This is a genomic window from Streptomyces sp. CA189, assembly GCF_056428985.1.
Window position 1 is genome coordinate 198,484 of the sequence record NZ_JBWJVM010000003.1, and the last position, 20,949, is coordinate 219,432.

Annotated in this window: 18 protein-coding genes; 13 read left to right on the forward strand and 5 right to left on the reverse strand. The window is 73.6% G+C overall.

Annotated features, from left to right (window positions below; translation table 11 throughout):
• Nucleotides 1-10: 10 nt before the first annotated feature.
• The 3 genes from AC061S_RS04410 to AC061S_RS04420 all read right to left on the reverse strand — a co-directional run bounded on the left by AC061S_RS04410 (nucleotide 11) and on the right by AC061S_RS04420 (nucleotide 2,991).
• On the reverse strand, nucleotides 11-796 hold the full coding sequence (locus AC061S_RS04410; protein ID WP_478684483.1) for a peptidoglycan-binding domain-containing protein: 786 nt from the start codon (nucleotides 794-796) through the stop codon (nucleotides 11-13).
• A gap of 95 nt (nucleotides 797-891) precedes the next feature.
• On the reverse strand, nucleotides 892-1,356 hold the full coding sequence (locus AC061S_RS04415) for a hypothetical protein (RefSeq protein ID WP_478684484.1): 465 nt from the start codon (nucleotides 1,354-1,356) through the stop codon (nucleotides 892-894).
• Nucleotides 1,357-1,650: 294 nt separating this feature from the next.
• Entirely contained in the window at nucleotides 1,651-2,991 is a 1,341-nt protein-coding gene (locus AC061S_RS04420) for an MFS transporter (protein WP_478684485.1), read from the reverse strand.
• 379 nt (nucleotides 2,992-3,370) lie between these two features.
• Here AC061S_RS04420 and AC061S_RS04425 point away from each other — a divergent pair, with 379 nt between their 5' ends.
• Together AC061S_RS04425 and AC061S_RS04430 are read left to right on the forward strand one after the other, a co-directional pair.
• Nucleotides 3,371-3,880 carry a hypothetical protein gene (locus AC061S_RS04425; protein ID WP_478684486.1) on the forward strand — a complete coding sequence of 170 codons (510 nt, stop codon included), beginning with the start codon at nucleotides 3,371-3,373 and terminating at the stop codon, nucleotides 3,878-3,880.
• Between the two features lie 73 nt (nucleotides 3,881-3,953).
• Entirely contained in the window at nucleotides 3,954-4,790 is an 837-nt protein-coding gene (locus AC061S_RS04430) for a MerR family transcriptional regulator (RefSeq protein ID WP_478684487.1), read from the forward strand.
• 220 nt (nucleotides 4,791-5,010) lie between these two features.
• Here AC061S_RS04430 and AC061S_RS04435 read toward each other — a convergent pair whose 3' ends face one another.
• The gene (locus tag AC061S_RS04435) at nucleotides 5,011-6,423 is read right to left on the reverse strand and encodes a purine-cytosine permease family protein (RefSeq protein WP_478684488.1); all 1,413 of its coding nucleotides are present in this window, start codon (nucleotides 6,421-6,423) and stop codon (nucleotides 5,011-5,013) included.
• A gap of 234 nt (nucleotides 6,424-6,657) precedes the next feature.
• Here AC061S_RS04435 and AC061S_RS04440 point away from each other — a divergent pair, with 234 nt between their 5' ends.
• The 11 genes from AC061S_RS04440 to AC061S_RS04490 all read left to right on the forward strand — a co-directional run bounded on the left by AC061S_RS04440 (nucleotide 6,658) and on the right by AC061S_RS04490 (nucleotide 20,031).
• A complete protein-coding gene (locus tag AC061S_RS04440; RefSeq protein WP_478684489.1) occupies nucleotides 6,658-7,386 on the forward strand; it encodes a TetR-like C-terminal domain-containing protein in 729 nt (242 codons plus the stop codon).
• 203 nt (nucleotides 7,387-7,589) lie between these two features.
• The gene (locus AC061S_RS04445) at nucleotides 7,590-8,663 is read left to right on the forward strand and encodes a hypothetical protein (protein WP_478684490.1); all 1,074 of its coding nucleotides are present in this window, start codon (nucleotides 7,590-7,592) and stop codon (nucleotides 8,661-8,663) included.
• Nucleotides 8,664-8,756: 93 nt separating this feature from the next.
• On the forward strand, nucleotides 8,757-9,080 hold the full coding sequence (locus AC061S_RS04450) for a putative quinol monooxygenase (protein WP_478684491.1): 324 nt from the start codon (nucleotides 8,757-8,759) through the stop codon (nucleotides 9,078-9,080).
• A gap of 458 nt (nucleotides 9,081-9,538) precedes the next feature.
• Nucleotides 9,539-10,588 (forward strand): beta-ketoacyl-ACP synthase III, encoded by a 1,050-nt coding sequence (locus AC061S_RS04455; protein ID WP_478684492.1) that lies wholly within the window; start codon nucleotides 9,539-9,541, stop codon nucleotides 10,586-10,588.
• A 117-nt stretch (nucleotides 10,589-10,705) separates the two neighbouring features.
• Nucleotides 10,706-10,954 carry a phosphopantetheine-binding protein gene (locus AC061S_RS04460; RefSeq protein ID WP_478684493.1) on the forward strand — a complete coding sequence of 83 codons (249 nt, stop codon included), beginning with the start codon at nucleotides 10,706-10,708 and terminating at the stop codon, nucleotides 10,952-10,954.
• Nucleotides 10,951-12,201, forward strand: coding sequence for a beta-ketoacyl-[acyl-carrier-protein] synthase family protein (locus AC061S_RS04465; RefSeq protein ID WP_478684494.1), 1,251 nt, complete (start codon nucleotides 10,951-10,953; stop codon nucleotides 12,199-12,201). Before AC061S_RS04460 ends, AC061S_RS04465 begins: the two co-directional genes overlap by 4 nt.
• Nucleotides 12,202-12,239: 38 nt before the next feature.
• Nucleotides 12,240-13,232 (forward strand): 3-oxoacyl-ACP synthase III family protein, encoded by a 993-nt coding sequence (locus tag AC061S_RS04470; RefSeq protein ID WP_478684495.1) that lies wholly within the window; start codon nucleotides 12,240-12,242, stop codon nucleotides 13,230-13,232.
• 5 nt (nucleotides 13,233-13,237) lie between these two features.
• Nucleotides 13,238-13,804: a carboxymuconolactone decarboxylase family protein gene (locus tag AC061S_RS04475; protein ID WP_478684496.1), complete on the forward strand. Its 567-nt coding sequence runs from the start codon at nucleotides 13,238-13,240 to the stop codon at nucleotides 13,802-13,804.
• Nucleotides 13,805-14,015: 211 nt separating this feature from the next.
• The gene (locus AC061S_RS04480; protein ID WP_478684497.1) at nucleotides 14,016-15,113 is read left to right on the forward strand and encodes a cytochrome P450; all 1,098 of its coding nucleotides are present in this window, start codon (nucleotides 14,016-14,018) and stop codon (nucleotides 15,111-15,113) included.
• A 123-nt stretch (nucleotides 15,114-15,236) separates the two neighbouring features.
• Nucleotides 15,237-18,587: a S8 family serine peptidase gene (locus AC061S_RS04485; protein ID WP_478684498.1), complete on the forward strand. Its 3,351-nt coding sequence runs from the start codon at nucleotides 15,237-15,239 to the stop codon at nucleotides 18,585-18,587.
• Between the two features lie 190 nt (nucleotides 18,588-18,777).
• Nucleotides 18,778-20,031: an MFS transporter gene (locus tag AC061S_RS04490; RefSeq protein WP_478684499.1), complete on the forward strand. Its 1,254-nt coding sequence runs from the start codon at nucleotides 18,778-18,780 to the stop codon at nucleotides 20,029-20,031.
• Between the two features lie 198 nt (nucleotides 20,032-20,229).
• Here AC061S_RS04490 and AC061S_RS04495 read toward each other — a convergent pair whose 3' ends face one another.
• Complete coding sequence (locus tag AC061S_RS04495; protein WP_478684500.1) at nucleotides 20,230-20,709, reverse strand: diadenosine tetraphosphate hydrolase; 480 nt, start codon at nucleotides 20,707-20,709, stop codon at nucleotides 20,230-20,232.
• Between the last annotated feature and the right edge of the window lie 240 nt (nucleotides 20,710-20,949).

A 20,949-nucleotide genomic window follows, 5' to 3' on the forward strand; every position in this document is an offset into this window, starting at 1 on the left:
CGGGGAGGTGTCAGCCTTCGCTCGCGAAGGCCGCGCGGGTGGCCGGGCCGTAGACGCCCGGCGGGTCCCCCTTGATGCTCCTGTTCTGCTGGAGCTGGTGTACGCCGCGCCGGGTCTGCTCGTCGTACACCCCGGTGAGGGAGACGTACGTGAACCCCTGCGCGTGGAGCCGTTCCTGCAGGGCGCGCACCTCGGCCCCGCGGTCCCCCGGGCTCAGCGTCCCGTCCGGGCCCGGCGTCGGGCGCGTGCCCGTCGGGCCGGCGGGCTTCGGGTCCCGGCTCGTGCTCGCCGACGGGCCGGAAGGGGGCCGGCCGGCGGCCGACGGAGCCGTCGCGGACGTGGCTCCGGGCACCGGCGGGCGTACGGGCTCCCCGGCCGGCGTGGGCTCCTCGCCCGCACCCGGGCTGCGCTCGGGGAGGACCGGGACGGACAGGCCCGGCGGGGCCACGGCGCGCGGCGGCTCCCGGTCGGGGCCGCGCAGGAGGAACGCGAGGGCCCCCGCCGCCCCGAGCGCGAGCAGGGCGAGCCCGACGAACGGGAGCCGGCTGCCCCGCCGGTCGGCGACAGGGGCCGCCGAGGGCGCGGTCCCCGGTACGGGTTCCCGCTCGGGCGCGCGCGAAGGACCGGGCGCCTCGACGGGCGGCCCGAAGCGCGTCGGTACGGAGATCCGCCCGGACTCCTCGGGCCAGGCGGGCGCGGAGGAGCCGGGCGCGGAGGAGCCGGGCGCGGGGGACCCGGGCAGCGGGCCCGAAGCGGTTACGTAGGGGCGTACGAGCAAGCGATCGTCGTCGGGCACGATCCCACTCTCATCGGGGTCAGGGGACATGGTTGTCTCCCGGCGGGTACGGGGGCCGGCGCGGCGGTGCGGTGTCGGCTCCCGTACCCGGCCGGTCAGGTCCTGCGCCGCCGGGCGACCAGGACCGTGCCGACGCCGGCGGCCGGAACACGGGCACCGCCGATCGCCGGGGGCGCGGCCATGCCCGCGCCGGTCAGGGCGGGCCCGCCGGCCGGGCCACTCGCGCCGGGGCCCGGGCCGGGGCCCGCGTCGGCGACGGGTCCGGGGACCGAGCCGCCGGAAGCGACCGCGAGGGGATTTCCACACGGTGTCCGCGTCGGGACCGGAGTCGGGGACGCGGAGGCGCCGGGTGTGCGGGACGTCGGGGCCGCAGCGGCGACGGCCGGCGCGAGGATGCCGCGCGGCCGGGGGTCGGCGCGGTTCGCGACCGCCCTCGTGGCGTCGGGGAGGCTCCTGGAGCCGTCCAGGCGCCACCGGACGGAGGCAGGCCCACCGGCGACGACCGCGACGAAGCCGCCGACCGCTGCCGAAGCGAGCGGAGAGCGGGCGGATCTGGGCATGTGAGGGATCTCCGAGGTGCGGCTCGTACGGTGGCGCTCGACGTCCGGAAGTCGCCGACGGGGGTCGGTCCGGGCGGTGATGTTCGACCGGCGCACTCTTTCCCCAGGACATGCCCCAGGTCAAGCCGGATGTCCGATCCACCCCATCCGCCCCGTCTGGGCATGTCCTCTTCAGCGGATCCGGCCCGTCGGGAGCGGCCCCTCCGCCAGGCTGGACGGCTGACCGTCCGGATGGCGGACGGTCAACTCCTGCCCCGGGATCTACCGGTGAGCTCCCGCCCCCCTACCGCCCGCCTACCGCTGGTCGGCCGGTGAGGCGTCGCGGGAGCCGGCGCGCCCCTCGGCGGCGGCGGAAGCATCGGTATCGCTGACGGCGGCCGCCGCGCCCGCGCCCATGACTGCCCGCGTGGCCGTGCGGGAGGTCGAGGTGAGCCGGATGGTGATGGCCGCCAGGGCCATCAGGACGGCTCCGGCCAACGGGGCCGCGGGAACCGAGATCCCGTCGACCGCGAGACCGCCGGACAGCGCACCCGCGGCGATGGCCAGGTTGAACATGGCCACCATGAGCGAGGAGGCGGCCTCCGCGTCGTCCGGTGCCGCCTTGATCATCCAGCTCTGGAGACTGACCGAGACCCCGCCGTACACGAGCCCCCAGGCCAGCAGCAGCACCGTTCCGGCGACCGCTCCCGGCACGATCGCGATCAGCGCCAGGATCACGGTGAGGGCGGCCCCGACCGTGAACAGCGTGCGGTACGGGTCGCGTGCTCCCGCCAGGAAGTTGCCGGCCACGCCCGCGATCCCGTAGCCGAGGAGGAGGGTGCTCACGTAGGCGGCGTTCACCCCGGACACGTCCTGCAGGATCGGCCGTACGAACGTGTAGGCGGCGAACTGGCCCGTCACCACCAGGAAGGTGACGGCCACTCCGGCCCGGACCGCGCGGTTGCCCCGGAGCAGGGCGGGGAGTTGGGCGAAGGTGATGGTCCGGGTCGGCGGCAGCGGGGGGAGCAGCAGGAGCAGTGCGGCCAGGGTGAGGATTCCGAGCCCGCCCACGGCCGCGAAGGCGAAGCGCCAGCCGCCGATCTCGCCGAGCAGGGTCCCTGCGGGGACGCCGAGTACCGAGGCGGTGGGGACTCCGCCGAAGACGAGCGCGGTGGCCCGGCCGACGTGGTGCACGGGGACGAGGCGGACGGCGAGGCCGCCGGCTATGGCCCAGAACCCGCCGACGCTGACCCCGACGAGTACCCGGGCGGCCAGGAGCACCCCGAAGCCTGGGGCGACGGCGGCGACCAGGTTGGCGACGGCCATCAGGGCGATCAGCACGACCAGCACCCACCGCCGGTCGAGCCGGCCGGCGCCGACGGTGACGAGGGGCGCGCAGAGGCCCGCGACCAGCCCCGGCACGGTGACCATCAGCCCGGCGGTGCCGTCGGACACACCGAGATCGGCGCCCACGGGGGTGAGCAGGCCGACGGGCAGCAACTCGGAGGTGATGAGGCAGAAGATCCCGAGCGACACCGCCCCCACGGCTCCCCATCCCCGCCACCCGGCGACGGTCGTGTCCGGCGCAACGGCCTTGTCCGGCGCGACCGCCTTCTCGGGCGCGACCGCCTCGCCCGTCGCGGGGGCAGCGGTCATGGGGCGGGACTCCGTACGAGGCAGGCAGGCGGGCGGGCAGGCGGGCGGCCCACCGGAGCGTTCCCGCCGGTCGGGCGGGGCGGGGTCCGGGGAGCCGGCACGGCAACGCGGAGCACCGGGGGTCGCGCCTCCCCCGGCATCCGCGCTGTCGTTCCCCTCCGAACCTTGTCCGGATTTCCCCGCCAGGTCCACCCCCGTCCACGTGCGCGTTCTCCCGGACCGGTGAACCTCCCGGCACGGCAGAAACGATCACAGTGGGCTCGCAGGACCGTTTCGGCGACGCCCACGGCGCCCTCCCCGGCCCCCTCGGCTTCCCCCGCCTCACCCACACGCGTGCGCGCGGAAATCCACCCGCCCACCCGTGCGGCATGGTGGTCCGATGCAGTTGCGCCGGGCCCTGCCCCTCTCCCTCGTCGCCCTCCTCGCGAGCGCCGGCTGCGTGTCGGTCGGCGGCCCGCAGGTTTCCGACGTGCCCGCGCGTGGCTCCGTACCGCCCGCCGACGCTCCGGAGCTCAGCCGGCCGGCCGACGCGTCCTCGGCCGGGAGCTCCTCCCCCGAAGCCGGTACGGCCGGGCTCCCCGCCGAGGCGCTGCCCCTCGGCGAACTCCCGGCGCGGGCCGGCGCCGACCGCGCGGACGCCGACCGGGACGGCGGACACGGACCCGCCCCCCGGCATGCCGCCAAGGCATCCCGCCCGGCGGCCGAACGGCGCGCGAAGCCGGCCGCGCCGCGCCGCGCGCACCCGCCCGAGGCGGCCGCCGCCCGACCTGGCCGCCCCGCACGGAACCCTGTACCGCCGCTGCCCCGCACGGAGGAGTTGTGCACGGCCGCGGAGGGCACCCTGCCGCCTTCCATCGTGGATCTCTGCATCCGCCAGTCAGGCCGCTGACCTGGCCCGATGGACGCATATTCTGGGCTCGCTTGACTCTCACACCGTGTCAGGGCCTGCACTGGAAGGCGTCATGTTCACCATCGGAGACTTCGCCAAGCACGGCCGGGTGTCGGTCCGCATGCTGCGTCACTACGACGCCCTCGGACTGCTGCACCCGGCCCGTGTCGACCCCGCCAGCGGCTACCGCTACTACGAGGCCGGGCAGCTCGCCCGCCTCAACCGTGTCATCGCGCTCAAGGAGCTCGGCTTCAGCCTGGAACAGGTGGGGTCGATACTCGACGAGCTGGTGAGCGCGGAGGAGCTGCGCGGCATGCTGCGGCTGCGGCAGGCGGAACTGGAAACAGCCATGGCCGCCGCGGCGGCCCGGCTGACCCAGGTCGAGACGAGGCTCCGGATCATCGAGAACGAGGGAACCATGTCTTCCATCGACATCGTCGTGAAGAGCCTTCCGCCCGTCCGCCTCGCCGAGTTGAGCGGGGTCGCGGGCAGCTACGAGGGGCAGGACATCGGCCCGGTCATCGGCCCGCTCTACGACGAGCTGTGCCGCCGTTTCGAGGCCGCCGGCATCACGCCGACCGCCCCGGGAACCGCCTACTACGAGGACGCCGGCGACGCGGAGCGGCCGGGCGCCGTCCTGGTCCACGCCGGGCTGCCGGTGGCCGCCTCCGTGCGCGCCGAGGACCTCGGGGGCGACGTACGGATCGTCGTGCTGCCCGCAGTCGAGCGGGCGGCGACGGTCGTACACCGGGGTTCGATGGACTCCGTCCTGCCGACCTCGCAGGCCCTGGCCCAGTGGATCGACGCGAACGGGGAGCGCTCCGCAGGCTATGCGCGCGAGGTGTCCCTGGCCGTCCCGGACGACCGGAACCAGTGGGTCACCGAGCTCCAGGAGCCGCTCGGCGCCTGAGGTTCCACGGCCCCCGGTTAGGCCGTCTCTTTCGGATCTTGCCGGTCAGGCCCGCGTCGTCCGGTGCCGTGCCTCGCCGCGCTGCCGGGGCTCCCGCGTACTGGACGTACTCGGGTGCCCCGGCAGTGCGGCGAGGTGCGGTGCCGGGCGGCGCGGGGCCAGGCAAGATCCGAAAGAGACGGCCTCGACGCCGGGGGAGCCGCCGGCGCTCCCTGCGGGGTCAGGCCGGTGGTGCGGCGGCCCGGCCGCGCAGGGAGCGCCGCATCAGGAGTGCGTAGACGGACGCCGCCACCACGATGCCGGCGGGCAGGGAGAGGTCCAGTCCGTCCAGGGCCCGGGCGACGGGGCCGGTGTACAGGGTGTCCACGCAGAGGGCGGCCGCCGCGATGCCCGCCGTCAGGGCCAGCGCGCCGGCCCAGTTGACGCCCGCGGTGTACCAGAAGGGGCTGCCGCGGCTCTCGTCGGTGAGCGCGCGGCCGTCGTAGCGGCAGCCGCGCAGCAGGATGTCGGTCACGTAGACGGCCGTGCTGGGGCCCAGCACGACGACGGTCAGCTGGAGGAGGTTGCCGACCGTGTCGAGGAAGTTGGAGACGAGGAGCGCGTACAGGGTCACGGCGACGGCGAGCGCTCCGTCGACGAGGACGCCGGCGGAGCGGCGGACGCGGACGCCGACGGCCTGGAGTGCGAGGCCGGAGCTGTAGGCGGTCATGGCGTTGTTGGCGATCGTGCCGAGCACGATCGCCAGCAGGAACACGGGCGAGAACCAGGCGGGCAGGATGCTCTCCAGCCCGGCCTGCGGGTCGGCCGTGTCCACGACGGTCGCGGCGAGGGCGCCCAACGAGGTGAGGAGGACGCCGGGCAGGAAGCCGCCGAGCGCGGTCCAGCCGGCGACCGCCCTCGGGGAGGTCGCACGCGGCAGGTAGCGGGAGAAGTCCGCGCTGTTGGTGTACGAGAGCGGGCCCGAGGCGATGAGCGTGACGCCGGCCGAGAGGGTGGCCCACAGGGCGCCGCCGGTCAGTGGTTCGGCGGGCTGGTGGCCGAGGTCGGCGCGGACGCACACGTAGCCGGCGACGACGGCGAACGTCACCGTGAGGGCGATCGCGATCGGGGGGTAGAGCTTCACCATGGTGGCGTGCCCGTAGACGCCGATGGCCAGGGTGAGGGCGGCGATGACCATCACGACGGCGACCTTGACACCGCTGTTCGTGTCGATGCCCGCCTTCTCGACGAGGACGAAGGCGGCGACCGCGGCGGCGGCCAGGTTGAGGGCGAGGTAGCAGATGCAGAGCAGCCAGCCGTTGACGGCGATGTTCACCCGGTTGCCGCGGATGCCGTACATCGCCCGGGCGAGCACCTCGCTCGGCGTGCCCGAGGCCGGTCCCGAGACGGCGAGCAGGCCGATCGGTGCCCAGAACAGGCTGCCCACCACGATGACCGCGAGGGCCTGACCCAGGCTCAGGCCCATGAGGACGAGGGCGCCGCCGACCACCATGCTCAGGTAGTTCACGTTCGCCGCCGCCCAGACGGGGAACAGCTCGCGGGCGCGGCCGTGGCGTTCCCGGTCGGGGACGTGGTCGATGCCGTGGGCCTCGACCCGGCCCGGCCGGTCCGTGTCCGTCTCCGTGGATGTCATGGAGCCCTCCGTCTGCGGTCGTGTCCACCTGCGCGTCGTGCCCACGTGCATGCCGTGCCCACGTGCATGCCGTGGCGGAGGCGTTCGCGCTCTCGCCCGATCTTCACGCACCCGGGGAGGAGCGGCGTACGGCGACATCAGCCCGCTCGGGCTCCACGACCGGCCGACGGTCTCGGGTGGGCCCCTACGGAGGCCGCACGCACGGCAGTTGGGGATGACCGGTACGGTTTCGGCATGGACGATTACGCAACGAATTCGACATACGGCGATGTGATCCTTTCAGACCTGATCAAGGACACCGCGCGCCAGCACCTGGTGAAAATGGGCGGCGGAGGGCTGTCCCTGGACTCCGTCGCGCACGACTGCGGCCGCACCGTCACCGAGGTGCAGGCCCTCTTCCCGCACCGGGACGACCTGCTGACCGCGCTGGTCATCGACGCCTACGACGCGTCCGGCGCCGCGATGGAGCAGGCCGACGAGGCCGCCACGGGCGCCGGCGCCCCGGCCGGTGCCCGGCTGCTCGCGGTCGCTCGTGCGCTGCGGCAGTGGTCCTTCGACCACCCCGCCGAGTTCACGCTGATCTACGGATCGCCCGTACCGGGCTACCACGCCCCGCAGGACACCGTCCTGCCCGCCTCGCGCACGCCCGGCGTCCTCGCCCGCATCGTGGGCGCGGCGCTGGCGGGCGGCGAACTCACTCCGCCCCGGCGGACGGTGCCCGGGCCGCCGTTGCTGCTGCCGGCTGCCGTGGAGGCCTTCGGCGGCCTGCCGCCGGAGCCGTTCTCGGACGTCATCGAGCGCGGGATCGTACTGTGGAGCAGCCTGATCGGACTCCTGGTGTTCCAGGTCTTCAGCCGTACCCACGACAGCGTCCGGGACGAGGCCGCGTTCTTCGACTACGCCATCGCCGTGGCGGCCGAGACCATCGGGCTCGTGGTCCCCCTCGACGGGGGCACCGGCTGAGGACCAGGGCGTTGACCAGGAGCGTTGCCCAGGAGCGTTGCCCAGGGGCGTTGACAGGGGCGTTGACAGGGGGGCCTTGACAGCGGGCCTTCACCGACGGGTTACCGTGTCCCTTCATTCGAGGGGGAACAGCGATGTCGCACCACACTGGGTGGGGTCACCACCCGGGTCAGCCCATGCCGCCGCAATGGGGAGGCGGCTGGATGCCACCGCCCGCGCCGCAGCCGGGCGTCATACCCCTGCGCCCGCTCGCCACGGGCGAGGTGCTCAACGGGGCCTTCGGGACCTTCGGGCGGTACTGGAAGCCCCTGATCGGCATCATGGCCGCGGTCCAGGGCATCGGGATCCTGCTCGTGGGCGCCGCCCTCGCGATCACCGTCGCGGTCGCCTACGACCGGTTCTCCGCCGTCTTCGGCCTCGCGCCGGGAGAGGACCCCGAGGGCTCGGACGTGGCGGCCCTCTTCCTGTCCTTCGTACCGGCGGGCGTGGTCCTGCTCGTCGCGATGACGGTGGGCGCCGCGATGTTCAGCGCGCTGTGTCCCGCTTTGATCCAGGAGGCGGTGCTCGGCCGCCCGGCGACCTTCCGCTCGATGTGGCGCCGCAGCTGGTCGCGACTGCCGTCGGTGCTCGGCACCGTGCTGCTCACCGCGCTGATGGCGGGCGGGCCGGTGCTCCTGCTCTACGCCATCTGCATCCCGCTGATCATCATGTCCACGTCCCTGGACGGCTCCGGCCCGTCGGCCGCCTTCGGCCTCCTCATCCTGGGCTCCTTCCTGTGCGCGCCCTTCTCGATCTGGCTCGTGGCCCGGTTCAGCCTCGCGCCCGCCGCGGCGGTGTGCGAGGGACTCGGCCCCGTCGCGGCCCTGAAGCGCTCTTCGCACCTGGTCCGCGACGGCTGGTGGCGGGTGTTCGGCATTTCGCTGCTCGGCTACCTCGTGGCGATGGCCGTGGGGTACGTCATCCAGATGCCGTTCGGCTTCGTCGGCATGTTCGCGCTCTTCCCGACCATGCCGGGACCGGGCGACTCTTCGCCGGATCCCGGCGCGCTGCTCATCGGATTCCTGGTCTACGGGGGCACCATGCTGCTCGGCGGTGTCATCAGCTCGCTGTTCCAGTTCAGCTTCCCGCAGCTCGTCATCGCCCTCGTCTACGTCGACCAGCGGATGCGCAAGGAGAACCTCGCGGCGGTGCTCACCGCCACGGCGTTCCCCGCGCCCGCGCCGGGGGCGGCGCCGGGGGCTGGGGCTGGGGCTCCTTCGGCCCCCTCTCAGACCTGAGGGCGCAGTAAGCCGGGCAGACTCGCCCCGGCCCCCTGCCCCGGTTGCCGGACGTCAGGGGGCCGGGGTGAGGCTCGCACCTACAATGATCGAATGATCTTCATTGTGGTGAAATTCCCCGTCAAGTCCGAGTACGTCGACCAGTGGCCCGAGCTGGTCTCGGAGTTCACCCGGGCCACCCGCGCCGAACCCGGCAACCTGTGGTTCGAGTGGTCCCGCAGCCTGGAAGAGCCGGACACCTACGTACTGGTCGAGGCGTTCCAGGACGATGCCGCGGAGGCGCACGTCACCTCCGGGCACTTCCGCGCGGCCCTGGAGACCATGCGACCCCTGGTGACCCGGACGCCGGAGATCGTCAGCACCACCATCGAGGGCGCGACCGGCTGGAGCCGGATGGGCGAGCTCCAGGTCGACTGACGGCCCGTGCCAGGTCGGTGCGGCCCGCACCCTGCTCCCCTGCCCCCCTCGCGCCCGTTCCCTCCCGGGCCCTCCCGGTCTCGCGTGCCGCGGAGCGGCCCGGGAGAGGCGCACGTGCAACACGTTCAACAGCGGCACCCCTCCCCCACCGTTGCCCTCGGCCCGCGGAAGCGGTTGAGGAGCCCGAGGGCGGCAGCACCCCGACGTCAGCAGGACGCCTGGACAGCCGTACCGAATTCAATCTTTGGGGCGATACCCCGATGGCCCATCGGCCGTAACGTTTCTTCCTCCGTGCCCCTGAGCTGCGGCGATGACGTCCGACCAGGTGTCCAGCACATCCGTTCCCTTCGGCCGCCGCGCCCGCCGTGATCTTGACCCGCCCTACAGTCGTGCCGCTCCCCCGAGATCCCTCCTGAGAGACGTGCGCGACTCCCCTCCTGCCTTGCCCAGAAGACCAGTTGACACCCTCGGCCACCCGATCCGCCCCGCCCGCGGCGGTCCTGGAGGGCATCGCCGGATACGTTCCGCCCCGGGTGGTCGCCAACGCCGGACTCCCCTCGGCATGGGGCATCGACGACGCCTGGGTGCACCGCCGCACCGGGATCCACGAGCGGCGGTGGGCCGACCCCGGGGTCTCCACCGGCGAGCTCGCCCTCGAAGCCGGACGCCGCGCCCTGGCCGTGGCGGGCGGCGCCCCCGTGGACACCGTGCTCGTGGCCACCTCCACTCCGGACCGGCCCATGCCGGCCATGGCCCCGCAACTGGCCACCCGGCTGGGCCTGGGCGGCGCGGCGGCCTGGGACGTGAACGCCGCCTGCAGCGGCGTCCTGTACGGGCTCGCCACGGCCGCCGGCGCCCTGCTGTCCGGCTGCGCGGACCGGGTCCTGCTCGTGGCGGCCGACCTGTACTCGACCCTCCTGGACCCCGCGGACCACTCGGCCGGCATCGTCTTCGGCGACGGCGCGGGTGCCGTCGTGCTGCGCCGGGGCCGGTCCGGGGAACCGGGGAGCATCCTCGCCTTCGACCTCGGCAGCGACGGCTCGGCCGACGAGCTGATCGAGGTCCGCGGCGGCGGAGCCCGGGAGCGGTCGGCCCCGGCCGCCTACGGCCCCGGCGACCGGTACCTCCGGATGCAGGGGCGCGAGGTGTTCCAGCACGCGGTGACCCGGATGACCCAGTCCTCGCAGACCGTGCTGAAGCACGCGGGCTGGTCGCCCGAGGATGTGGACCGGTTCTGCGCCCACCAGGCCAACGCCCGCATCGTGAAGGCCGTCGGGGAGCGCCTGCCCGTCCCCGGACCCCGCCGGGTGACCAACATCGAGCGGGTCGGCAACACCGGTGCCGCATCCATCCCGCTCGCCCTGGCCGACGCCGCCTCGCGCGGCGAACTGCACGCCGGGGAAAGGGTGTTGCTCACCACTTTCGGCGCCGGGCTCACCTGGGGGTCGGCGGCCGTGCTCTGGCCCCGGCTCGACCGTGCGGTGCCCGGCATCGAACCGGCCCCCTGAGGTCCGCCCCTTCGCCCCGGGCTCCGCCCGGCCCCGGCACCCGCTGCCTCGTACGCCGTCCGCGCCGAAGCGGCCTTCGCTCTCCGATCACCACCCGTCCCGGAAGGACACACCGCCATGCCCCCGGTCCAGACCATCCTCACCACCGTGCTCACCGAGAAGTTCGAAGTCTCCCCCGAGAGCGTCCTGCCCGACGCCACCCTGGAAAGCCTCGACCTCGACTCGCTCGCCCTCGCCGAACTGGCCCTCGCCCTCCAGGAAGAACTCGGCGTGAAGGTCGAGGAGCACGAGGCCGCCAAGCGCACCACCATCGGCGAGCTCGTGGCCGTGCTCCACTCCAAGCGGACCGAGCAGGACGCCCTGTGACGGCTTCCCCGCACCCGCGCGCCGTCGCCGTCACCGGCCTGGGGCTGATCACCCCGGCCGGGATCGGCCGCGAGGACACCTGGGCCGGGGTGCTTCGGGGCCGCTCGACGGCGGACACCGATCCTGAGCTGAAGGACTGCCCGGTCGATTTCTCCTGCCGGATCCCCGCCATGACCCCCGAGCAGGGGCGCATCGGCGGCGGCAAGGCCTGGCGGATGGGCCGTTTCACTCAGCTCGCGGTCCTCGCGGTCCTCGCGGCCCGCGAGGCCGTGGCCGACGCGGGACTCGACCCCGCCTCCTGGGACGGGGCGCGCGTGGCCGTGGTGATCGGCTCGGGACTGGCCGGCGCTCCCCACCTGGAGACCCAGACGCTGCGCCACCACCAGGGGGGACCCGACCTGGTCTCGCCCTCCCTCATCCCGATGCTCATCCCCAACATGGCCGCCGGCGAGGTGTCGACGGACCTCGGCGCCCACGGCCCCTCCCTGGCCACCGAGACGGCCTGCGCCTCCGGGGCCACCGCCCTGGCCGTCGCCCGTGACCTGCTGCTCTCCGGCGCCTGCGACATCACGGTCGCCGGCGGCGCGGAGGCCGCCGTGACCCCGGTGGTCGCCACCGGGTTCGCCCGGATGGGCGCCCTGTCGGGCCGGGTGGACCAGCCGGCCCAGGCCTCCAGGCCGTTCGCGGCGGACCGGGACGGCTTCGTCATCGCGGAGGGGTCCGCAGTGCTCGTACTGGAGCGGGCGGCGGACGCAGCGGCCCGCGGGCGGCGCGGGTACGCGCACCTGGCCGGAGCCGGCCTCACCTCGGACGCACACCATCCGACGGCACCCTCCCCCGGCGGCGAGTACGCCGAGGCCGCCCTGCGGGCGGCGCTCGCCCAGGCCGGGCTGTCCCCGGCGGACGTCGACCACGTCAACGCCCACGGAACCTCCACCCCGCTCAACGACCGGACCGAGGCCGAACTCATCGCCCGCGTCCTGCCGCACGGCCCCAGCGTGACCGCCCCCAAGGGGGTGCTCGGCCACAGCCTCGGTGCCTCCGGCGCCGTGGAGGCCGCGCTCACCATCCGGGACTCCCGGGTGGCACCGATCGCCAACCTATCGGCGCGCGGCTCCGGTTGCGGTTCCGGCTCTCCCTACGACATCGACTGCGTGACCGGCACGGTGCGTGCGCAGCGGGTCGCCGTCAGCCACTCCTTCGGCTTCGGCGGGCACAACGTGGTGCTCCTCCTCACCGCGCCCTGACCGCCACCGTCCCCTCACCAGCAGAAGGCTTCGTCCCCTTGGCCGTTCACAGTGCCGTCGTCCACGCCACCGTCCACGTACCGGAGGAGCGCCAGAGCGTCTCCGCGGTCGAGGACCGCTTCCGGGCGGCCAGCCCCGGCATCCCCATGTCCCGGGGCGTGCTCCAGCACATGTACGGGCTGTCCCAGCGCACGGTGGCCCCGCCCGAGGAGCAGCCCTCCGACCTGGCGGTGCGCGCCGCCCGCAGTCTGCTGGAGGAGAGCGGCACTGCCGCCCGGAAGGTTGACCTGCTCTACGCCGGCATCCTCGCCGACATGGAGGAACCGGCCACCGCCCATGTGGTGGCGGCCAAACTCGGCCTGGACTGCCCGGTGTTCGACCTGAGGAACGCCTGCAACGGCGTGCTGAACGCGCTGGAGGTGGCCGACGCCTTCGTCCGGACCAGACAGTACCGGCGGGTGCTGATCACCAGCGCCGAGGTCAGCACCCGGGAGAGCCGCTGGAGCGTCACGGACCCGGACGAGGTGCTGGGCGCCCTGCCGAGCCTGAGCACCGGCGACATGGGCTCGGCGGTACTGGTCGCGGCGAGCACGCGGCCCGGGATCCTCGGGAGCCGGTTCTTCGCCAACTCCTGGGGCTGGCAGGCCGCGACGCTGCCCAACCCGTACGCGAACCACCGCAGGATGGGCCGCCTGGAGATCGACTCGGCCCGGCTCGTGGCGTCCTTCGACGGGATGCCGGCCAAGGTGCGTGCCGCGGTGCGCGAACTCGGGGTGGACGTGGAGGACTTCGACCTCGTCTGCGTGCACCAGCCGTCCGCGCCCTTCACCCGGGTGGCGTGCGGCTGGGTGGGTGTGGACCCGTCGCGGATCCTGTCCACCTTCCCCGCGCACGGCAACGTCGCGACCAACACCATCCCGCTGCAGCTGGCCACCGCGCTGACATCGGACCGGCTCCACCCGGGCGACCTGGTGGGCATGTTCGGGTTCGCGAGCGGCGCGAGCGCCGGCGTCGCCGTCTGCCGGTGGTGAGCCCGATGACCACCGAACGGCCCGAGCCTCCCGTACGCATCATCCCGCTGCCGCCCGAGCGGTGGACGCCCGCGCTGCGCGGACTGCTGGCCGGATCCGCCAAGGACGGACCGGGCCGGGTGAACCTCTTCGGCACGCTCGCCCACCATCCCGGTCTCGCCCACGCCTGGCTCTCCCTCGCCCGGGTCCTGACCCACGAAGGGACCCTGACGGGCCGTCAGCGCGAGCTCGTCGTCCTGCGCACCGCGCACCGCCGCGGCGGTTCCTTCGTGTACGACCGGCACCGCGCGGTCGCCTCCGACGCCGGACTGGACCCCCGGGAGGTGGCGGCGACAGCCTCATACCTCGCCGAACACCCTTGGTCTGAGCTGGATTCGGCCCTGCTGGAGGCTTCCGACGCGCTCGCGGCCGGCGAGCCGCTGCCGCAGCCGCTGTGGGACCGGCTGGCGGGCGGACTGCGCCCCGACCAGCTGATCGAACTGCTGATCCTCGCCGGGCAGTGCGCCACCATGTGCGCCACCCTCGGCGCCCTCCACACCCCGCCCGACGGCGGCCGAACCCCCTCCGAATGAGATCCGCCACCATGACCGTCACCGTGACCACCACCACGCCAACCGCCGCCGTCGCACCCCTTGCCGGCGGAAGCCCGGCCGCGGCCCCGCTCGCGCTGCCCGCCCCGCTCGCGCTGCCCGCCCCTACGACCCGCCGCCCGGCTATACGCAGGCCGCCGCCGAGGCGCCGGTCAGCCGTGCCGAGCTGCCCGACGGCACCCCCTGCTGGCTCGTGACGGGCCATCAGGAAGTGCGGGCGGTGCTCGCCGACGCCCGTTTCAGCGCCGACGCACGCACTCCGGGGTTCCCCTTCCTTTCCCCCGGACAGCGCCAACTGGCCACCGCTCAGCCGAGTTTCATCCGCAGGGACGACCCGGAGCACTCACGGCTGCGCCGGATGGTCGCCAAGGACTTCCTGACCCGCCGGGTCCAGGAACTGCGCCCGGCCATCGCGGAGGTGGTCGAGGCCGCCGTGGAGGCGATGACCGCCGACGGGCGCCGGAGCGCCGACCTCGTCGCGGACTTCGCGCTGCCCGTCCCGTCGCTGGTCATCTGCCTGATGCTGGGGGTCCCGTACGAGGACCACGCGCTGTTCCAGTCGCTCAGCCGGACCCTGCTCGACAACACCACGGACCCCGGACGGGCCGCCGAGGCCCACCGCGAGCTGATGGGCTACCTGGCCGAGCGGAAGCGGCGGGATCCCGGGGACGACATCCTCAGCCGGCTCGCCGTCCGGCCCGACCTGACCGCGCGGGAAACGGCCTCGCTCGGTTTCATGCTCTTGATCACGGGACACGAGAGCACGACCAACATGGCGGCGCTCAGTGTCCTGGCCCTGCTGCGCCGCCCCGAGCAGGCCGCCCGGCTGCGGGCCGAACCGGCCCTGATCCCGGGGGCGGTGGAGGAACTGCTGCGCTACCTCACGATCATCCACCTCGGCCTGGGCCGCGCCGCCACCGAGGACGTCACGGTCGGCGGGGCGGCGATCCGGGCCGGGGACGGGGTGATCTGCATGCTGTCCACCGCCAACCGGCAGCCGGAGCTCTTCGGCCCCCCGAACCGCACCGACCCCACCAAAGCCCCGGGGGACGGCGGCCCGGCCCGTCCCGCCGAGCTGGACGTGACCCGGGACTCGCGCCGGCACGTGGCCTTCGGCCACGGTCCGCACCAGTGCCTGGGCCACACCCTGGCCCGCGTCGAGCTCCAGATCATGCTGGAGACCGTCCTGCGCGAGCTGCCCGGCCTGCGGCTAGCCGTACCCGAGGAGCAGCTCGTGTTCCAACGGGACACCATCGTCTACGGGTTGCGGGATCTGCCCGTTGCCTGGTGACACCACGCCTGGTCAACTGCGTGCAGCTTCCCGGGATTTGCCCGATCCCGCCGAGAACCGAACGGGCCTCCGCCGCGTGATAGCCGACACGATCGGCATGCGCGCGAACACGGGGGATCACGGGTGGGATTCACAAGGAGAGCCAGGACCGCGGCGCTCGCCGCGGCGGTGACCGGGACACTGATCGCGGGGACCGCGTCGGCCGGCGCCCAGCCGGCGCCGGACGGTACGGCGGCTTCGGCGAAGGGCAGGCCGAAGACGGGCACGAAGGCGCCGGCGACGGTGACCCTGATCACCGGCGACCGGGTCGTCGTCAAGGGCGACGGCAGCGTCGAGCAGCTCCTGCGGGGCGCGGGCCGTGAGGGGACGGCCTTCTCGGTGCGGCGCGAGGGCGCGCACACGTACGTGGTCCCGCAGGACGCGCTGCGCCTGGTCGCCGACGGGGTCCTGGACCGGCGGCTGTTCGACGTGGCCCAGCTGGTCGCGGACGGGTACGACGACGCGCACCGCAGCACGCTGCCGCTGATCGCCGGATACCGGCGGGACGCCTCCGGGGCCAAGGCCTTCGGTGCCTCCGGCGACACGCTCGCCGGGGTCGCCCGGGACCGCCGTGAGCTGCCCGCGGTGGCGGGAGAGGCGTTCACCGCGGAGAAGGCCGACGCCGCGGCCCTCTGGTCGGCCGTCACCGGCCGTACGAGCGCGCGCACGTTGGGCTCCGCGCCCGTGCCGCCCCTCGCCCACCTGTGGCTGGACGGCAAGGTGAGGGCCACGCTGGACAAGAGCGTGCCCCAGATAGGCGCGCCCGCCATGTGGAAGGCCGGATTCACCGGCACGGGCGTCAAGGTGGCGGTCCTGGACACGGGGGTCGACGAGACCCACCCGGACCTCAAGGGCGTCGAGACGCTGCAGAAGAACTTCAGCACCTCTCCCGACTCCGCGGACCGGTACGGGCACGGTACGCACGTGGCCTCGACCCTCGCCGGGTCGGGCGCACGGTCGGGGGGCCTCTACAAGGGCGTGGCACCCGGTGTGCAGCTCCTGGACGGCAAGGTCATGGACGATTCCGGAACCGGTGACTTCTCCGCGGTGGTCAGCGGCATGCAGTGGGCCGTGGACCAGGGCGCGGCGGTCGTCAGCATGAGCCTGGGCTTCGGCGACGACCCGGGCATCGACCCGGTGGAGGAGGCGGTCGCCCAGCTGTCCGGCAAGGCGCTGTTCGTGGTGGCCGCGGGCAACGACGGCGACAAGGCCGGCACAGTCCTCTCGCCCGGCAGCGCCCCCAAGGCGCTCACCGTCGGCGCGGTGGACAAGCAGGACCAGCTCGCGGAGTTCTCCAGCCGCGGCCCGACCGCCGACGGAGCGGCCAAGCCGGACATCACCGCCCCGGGCGTCGAGATCACCGCTGCCGGCACCACGCAGAGCCCGTATCCGGGTCCTGCCGAGGGCTACGTCGCCTTGTCGGGCACCTCCATGGCCGCCCCGCACGTGGCGGGCGCCGCAGCTCTGCTCCGCCAGCAGCACCCGGACTGGAGCCCGGACCGGATCAAGGCCCTGCTGACCGGCTCGGCCGAGCCCAACCCCGCGCTCAACGCGTACCAGCAGGGTGCGGGCCGCACCGACCTGGCACGGGCCGTCAAGACCGTCGTCACTTCCGAGCCCGCCGCCCTCGCCTTCGGCACGCACTCCTGGCCGCACGCCGACGACAAGCCGGTCGCCCAGTCCCTCACCTACCGCAACCACGGCACCACGCCCGTCACGCTCGAGCTGAGCACGTCCGGCTCCGACCAGTCCGGCCGCCCGGCCCCGGTCGGGATGTTCACCGTCAAGGACGCCCAGCTGACCGTCCCCGCCGGGGGTAGCGCGACGACCACCGTCACCGCCGACACCCGCAAGGGCACCGTGGACGGCGCCTTCGGCGGCACCGTGCTGGCCGCCGGGGGCGGGCAGGAGGTGCGTACCGGCCTGGTGGTCGAGCGTGAGGTGGAGTCCTACGACGTCACCCTGAAGCACCTCGACGTCAACGGCGCGAACCCGTTGACCTACTACACCACGGTGACGAGGCCCGGCGAGGGCGCGCACGGCCGCTTCGAGGTCCCGTACGACCCGAGCGGCACCGTCGTCCAGCGGCTGCCCAAGGGCGACTACCTGCTGGAGGGCGTCGTCTGGGGCCCGGACGCCACCCTGGGCTTCTTCGTCCAGCCGGTGCTGAAGGTCAGCGGGAAGACCACGGTCACCTTCGACTCCCGCAAGGCCAAGCCGTTCGCCGTCACCCCGCCGGATCCGTCGGCGAAGCTCGTGACCGCCTTCGCCGGGTTCTACGACGAGGCCGCGATGGTGTCCGACATGTGGGCCACCGACGGTGCGACGAAGATCCTCACCCAGCACCTGGGCCCGGCCGCGCCCACGCTGCGGGCGCAGTACAACGGCCTGTGGAAGACGCCGGGAGCGGCGGGCGAGAACGTCGACTACCGACTGGCCTTCAACCGCACGGGCACGTGGTTCAACGGGCTCGACCGCAAGCTCACCCGGGCCGACGTCGCCGAGGTGAAGCTCGGCTTCGGCGCCTCGGTCACCGGGGCGAAGGCCCAGATCTACGCGATACCGACGGACGACCGCGAGTTCACCCTCGGGGTGCAGGACCCCCCGGTACAGAGCCTGCCGCTGGCGAGCACCCAGTACGTCACCACGGAGGGGGTGCGCTGGTCCTGGGCGGCCTCGCAGCTCGACTCCGGAGGCGAAGGGCGCATGACCTACACGCACAACCGGGTGTCGTACAAGCCGGGCAAGCGCTACACGCTGAACTTCAACACCGGCGTGGTCGGCCCCGACGTGGAGGCCGGGGACGAACAGGGCGCGTGGCGGACCGGCGACTACCTGGACGCGAACGTCCAGTTGTTCAACGACGGCAGCGGTCACGAGGGCTATTCCGTCTCCACCGGGGGCTTCACCCGGCTGGAGTCCGGCGGCCGGGTCCTCGCGGAGACCGAGCCCAACGGCTGGATCAGCGCCGAGGTTCCGCCCGGCTCCGCCGTGTACCGCCTGACCAAGGAGGCGACCCGGTCCGCCGAGGACACCGCGACCAGCACGAAGGTGAGGGCGAGCTGGACGTTCACCTCGGCCCGCCCGGCGGGCACGGACGAGCGGGTGGCGCTGCCGCTGTCCACGGTGCGGCTCACGCCGAAGCTGAGCCTGCGCGGAACGGCGCCGGCGGGCGGTGCGCTGAAGGTGCCACTGGTGCTGGGCGGGGCGGCCGCCGCGGAAGGGCAGGTCGCCGCGCTGGCGGTCCGGGTCTCCTACGACGGGGGCAAGACCTGGAGCCTCCTCGCGGTGGCGACGGACGCGAAGGGCGCGCGGTCGGTGACCGTGAAGCACCCGGCGTCGGCCAAGGCCGTGTCGTTCCGGGTGGACCTGAGGGACAAGGCCGGCAACACCGTGCGGGAGACGATCACGAACGCCTATCTCCTCGCGCCCTGATCCGACCGTACGACGCTCCGGCCCGGCCCCGCACCTCGCGGGTGCCGGGCCGGAGTGGCGCCGGGGGCGTGGTGTGACCCGGCGGTGTGCCGGCCGCTTTGATTGCTCCGGCTGGTACGAGTAGATTCGTCCGCTTGTTCGTGGAACCGTGCGCACGAGAGGGCGGGGGCTGACGCCGATCATGCCGATCATGCCGACCAGAAGGACCGGGCGGTCGCTGGGGCGGCAGTTCAGGTGGCTCTGGGCGGCGTACGCGGTCAGCGCGCTCGGCACCTGGCTCGCCTTCGACGCCTTCGCCCTGATCGCGATCTTCGTGCTGCACGCCGGGCCGGCCGAGGTGTCGGCGCTGGCGGCCGCGGGGCCGGCGGTCGCCGCGGTGGTGGCGCTGCCGCTCGGGCCGTGGGTGGAGTTCCGCCGCAAGCGGCCGGTGATGATCGCGATGGACCTGATCCGGTTCGCGGCGCTGATGAGCGTGCCCGCGGCCTTCGCGCTCGGCGGGCTCGGGATCACCCAGCTCCTGGTCGTCTCGGTCGTCGTCGGCGCGGCGGACATCGCCTTCACGGCGGCCGGCGGCGCTTGTCTGAAGGCGCTGGTCCGGCCGGAGGACCTGCTCGTCGCGAACGGCCGGTTCGAGTCCACCACCTGGACCGCCACCATGCTCGGGCCCCCGCTCGGCGGGGTGGCGATCGCCGTGTTGGGGCCGGTGATGACGGTGGTGGGCAACGCGGTGAGCTACCTGCTCTCGGCGGCGGGGATCCGCGCGATCGGCGGTGCGGAGCCACGCCCCGCACCGCCTTCCGGAACTCCGGCGCGGCTGCGCTTCGGCGACCTGTTCGAAGGCTGGCGGTTCATCCTGGCCGACCCCGAGCTGCGTCCGCTCTTCGCCAACACGATCCTGGTCAACGGCCTGATCATGGCGACCTCACCGCTGCTCGCCGTCCTCATGCTCGGCCCGCTCGGGTTCACGCCCTGGCAGTACGGACTCGCCTTCGCCGTGCCCTGCGCCGGCGGCCTGCTCGGCTCACGGCTGGCCCCGCGGCTGGTCGAGCGGTTCGGGCGGCACCGGGTCATGATCACCGCCGGGGTGCTGCGGGCGTGCTGGCTGCCCTGGCTGGCCTTCGTCCACTCCGGGACCGGCGGGCTCGTACTCGTCATGGCCGTCGAGTTCGGGCTGATCACCTGCATGGGCGTGTTCAACCCGGTCTTCGCCACCCGCCGGCTCACCCGGACCCCGCCGGACCGGGTCGCCCGCGTCCTGTCCGCCTGGTCGGTCACCAGCAAGGCGTCCATCGCCGCACTGACCGCCCTGTGGGGCCTGCTGGCCGCCTTCACCGACCCCCGCACCGCCCTCGCTGCCGCCGGCCTCCTGGCCATGACGACCCCTCTCCTGCTCCCCCGGCGCGCCCGCACGCCCCGTACGAAGCGGCGAGCGCCACTGGGCTGAGTCCGGGCCGCCCGGGCGATCGACGCCGGCGGCCCGCAGGCCACCGGTGTCACGCCGTGGCGGAGGAGCCCGGGTCGGGCAGCGGAACGGACCTGGTGCCCGGGGGCAGCGGGAGCGGCACGTCGGCGGGCATCAGCGCGAAGCGGCGTACGTCTCCGGACAGGCCGGCCGAGAAGTGGTCGGGCGGCCCGCCCCCGGTCAGTCCTCCCGGCGCAGGTGGTCCAGTTCGTCCCCGATCGCCGTGCGCAGCGGCTCGTGGTGCGGACCGAGCGCGAACTGCTCGTCGGCCCACCGATCGCGCGGGTGGAGCCATACCGGCCTGCCCACCACATCGGCCGGCTCCCAGTCGAAGCGTGGCCACACGTGGGCGTGCAGGAACCCGTCGGTGTTCCCCAGGATTTCCAGGTTCACCCGTCGGAAGGCCGGATCCGCGCGTCGGGAGACTCGTTCGACGGCCTCTCCGAGGTGGTCCATGTCTGACAGGAAGGCCAGCCGCTTCTGCCTGGGCAGGTCGGACAGCCTCTCCGCCTCGGGATCGTCAGCCAGGAGTACCGAGTAGCCCGGCAGGAACTGCACATCTCCGATCACTGCGAACCCAGCTTTCAAGCGCCGCAGCACTGTCGGGTTCTCGCCGCGAAGCGCGCTCCCTATCCGATCCGTCCGCCAGTCGTCAGCCATGGGCAGAGGCTAACCGATGGTTTCAGAATGAGGTCCGGAGGCGGCAAAGGCGCATGATACGCGGCCGGTTGAAGCGAGTGCCCACGCCCTCGACCCGACCCAGCGCGAGGGCTGGGACTTCCTCATGGAGATGGATCCCCACTTCTCCTTTGCGTTTCCCGGCGAGGATCGCGGCGGGATCATGGTGCGAGTCGTCGAGGCAGACCATGGAACCCTCTCGCTCACGGAGGCACCGGACTG

Excerpts from the sequence above, each read along its gene's own strand:
- AC061S_RS04495 (WP_478684500.1), bottom strand. The coding sequence starts at position 20,709 with ATGGCTGACGACTGGCGGACGGATCGGATAGGGAGCGCGCTTCGCGGC.
- AC061S_RS04445 (WP_478684490.1), top strand. The coding sequence starts at position 7,590 with ATGCCACCGCCCGCGCCGCAGCCGGGCGTCATACCCCTGCGCCCGCTC.
- AC061S_RS04475 (WP_478684496.1), top strand. The coding sequence starts at position 13,238 with ATGACCACCGAACGGCCCGAGCCTCCCGTACGCATCATCCCGCTGCCG.
- AC061S_RS04450 (WP_478684491.1), top strand. The coding sequence starts at position 8,757 with ATGATCTTCATTGTGGTGAAATTCCCCGTCAAGTCCGAGTACGTCGAC.
- AC061S_RS04490 (WP_478684499.1), top strand. The coding sequence starts at position 18,778 with ATGCCGACCAGAAGGACCGGGCGGTCGCTGGGGCGGCAGTTCAGGTGG.
- AC061S_RS04425 (WP_478684486.1), top strand. The coding sequence starts at position 3,371 with ATGCAGTTGCGCCGGGCCCTGCCCCTCTCCCTCGTCGCCCTCCTCGCG.
- AC061S_RS04415 (WP_478684484.1), bottom strand. The coding sequence starts at position 1,356 with ATGCCCAGATCCGCCCGCTCTCCGCTCGCTTCGGCAGCGGTCGGCGGC.
- AC061S_RS04460 (WP_478684493.1), top strand. The coding sequence starts at position 10,706 with ATGCCCCCGGTCCAGACCATCCTCACCACCGTGCTCACCGAGAAGTTC.
- AC061S_RS04420 (WP_478684485.1), bottom strand. The coding sequence starts at position 2,991 with ATGACCGCTGCCCCCGCGACGGGCGAGGCGGTCGCGCCCGAGAAGGCG.
- AC061S_RS04440 (WP_478684489.1), top strand. The coding sequence starts at position 6,658 with ATGGACGATTACGCAACGAATTCGACATACGGCGATGTGATCCTTTCA.
- AC061S_RS04430 (WP_478684487.1), top strand. The coding sequence starts at position 3,954 with ATGTTCACCATCGGAGACTTCGCCAAGCACGGCCGGGTGTCGGTCCGC.
- AC061S_RS04435 (WP_478684488.1), bottom strand. The coding sequence starts at position 6,423 with ATGACATCCACGGAGACGGACACGGACCGGCCGGGCCGGGTCGAGGCC.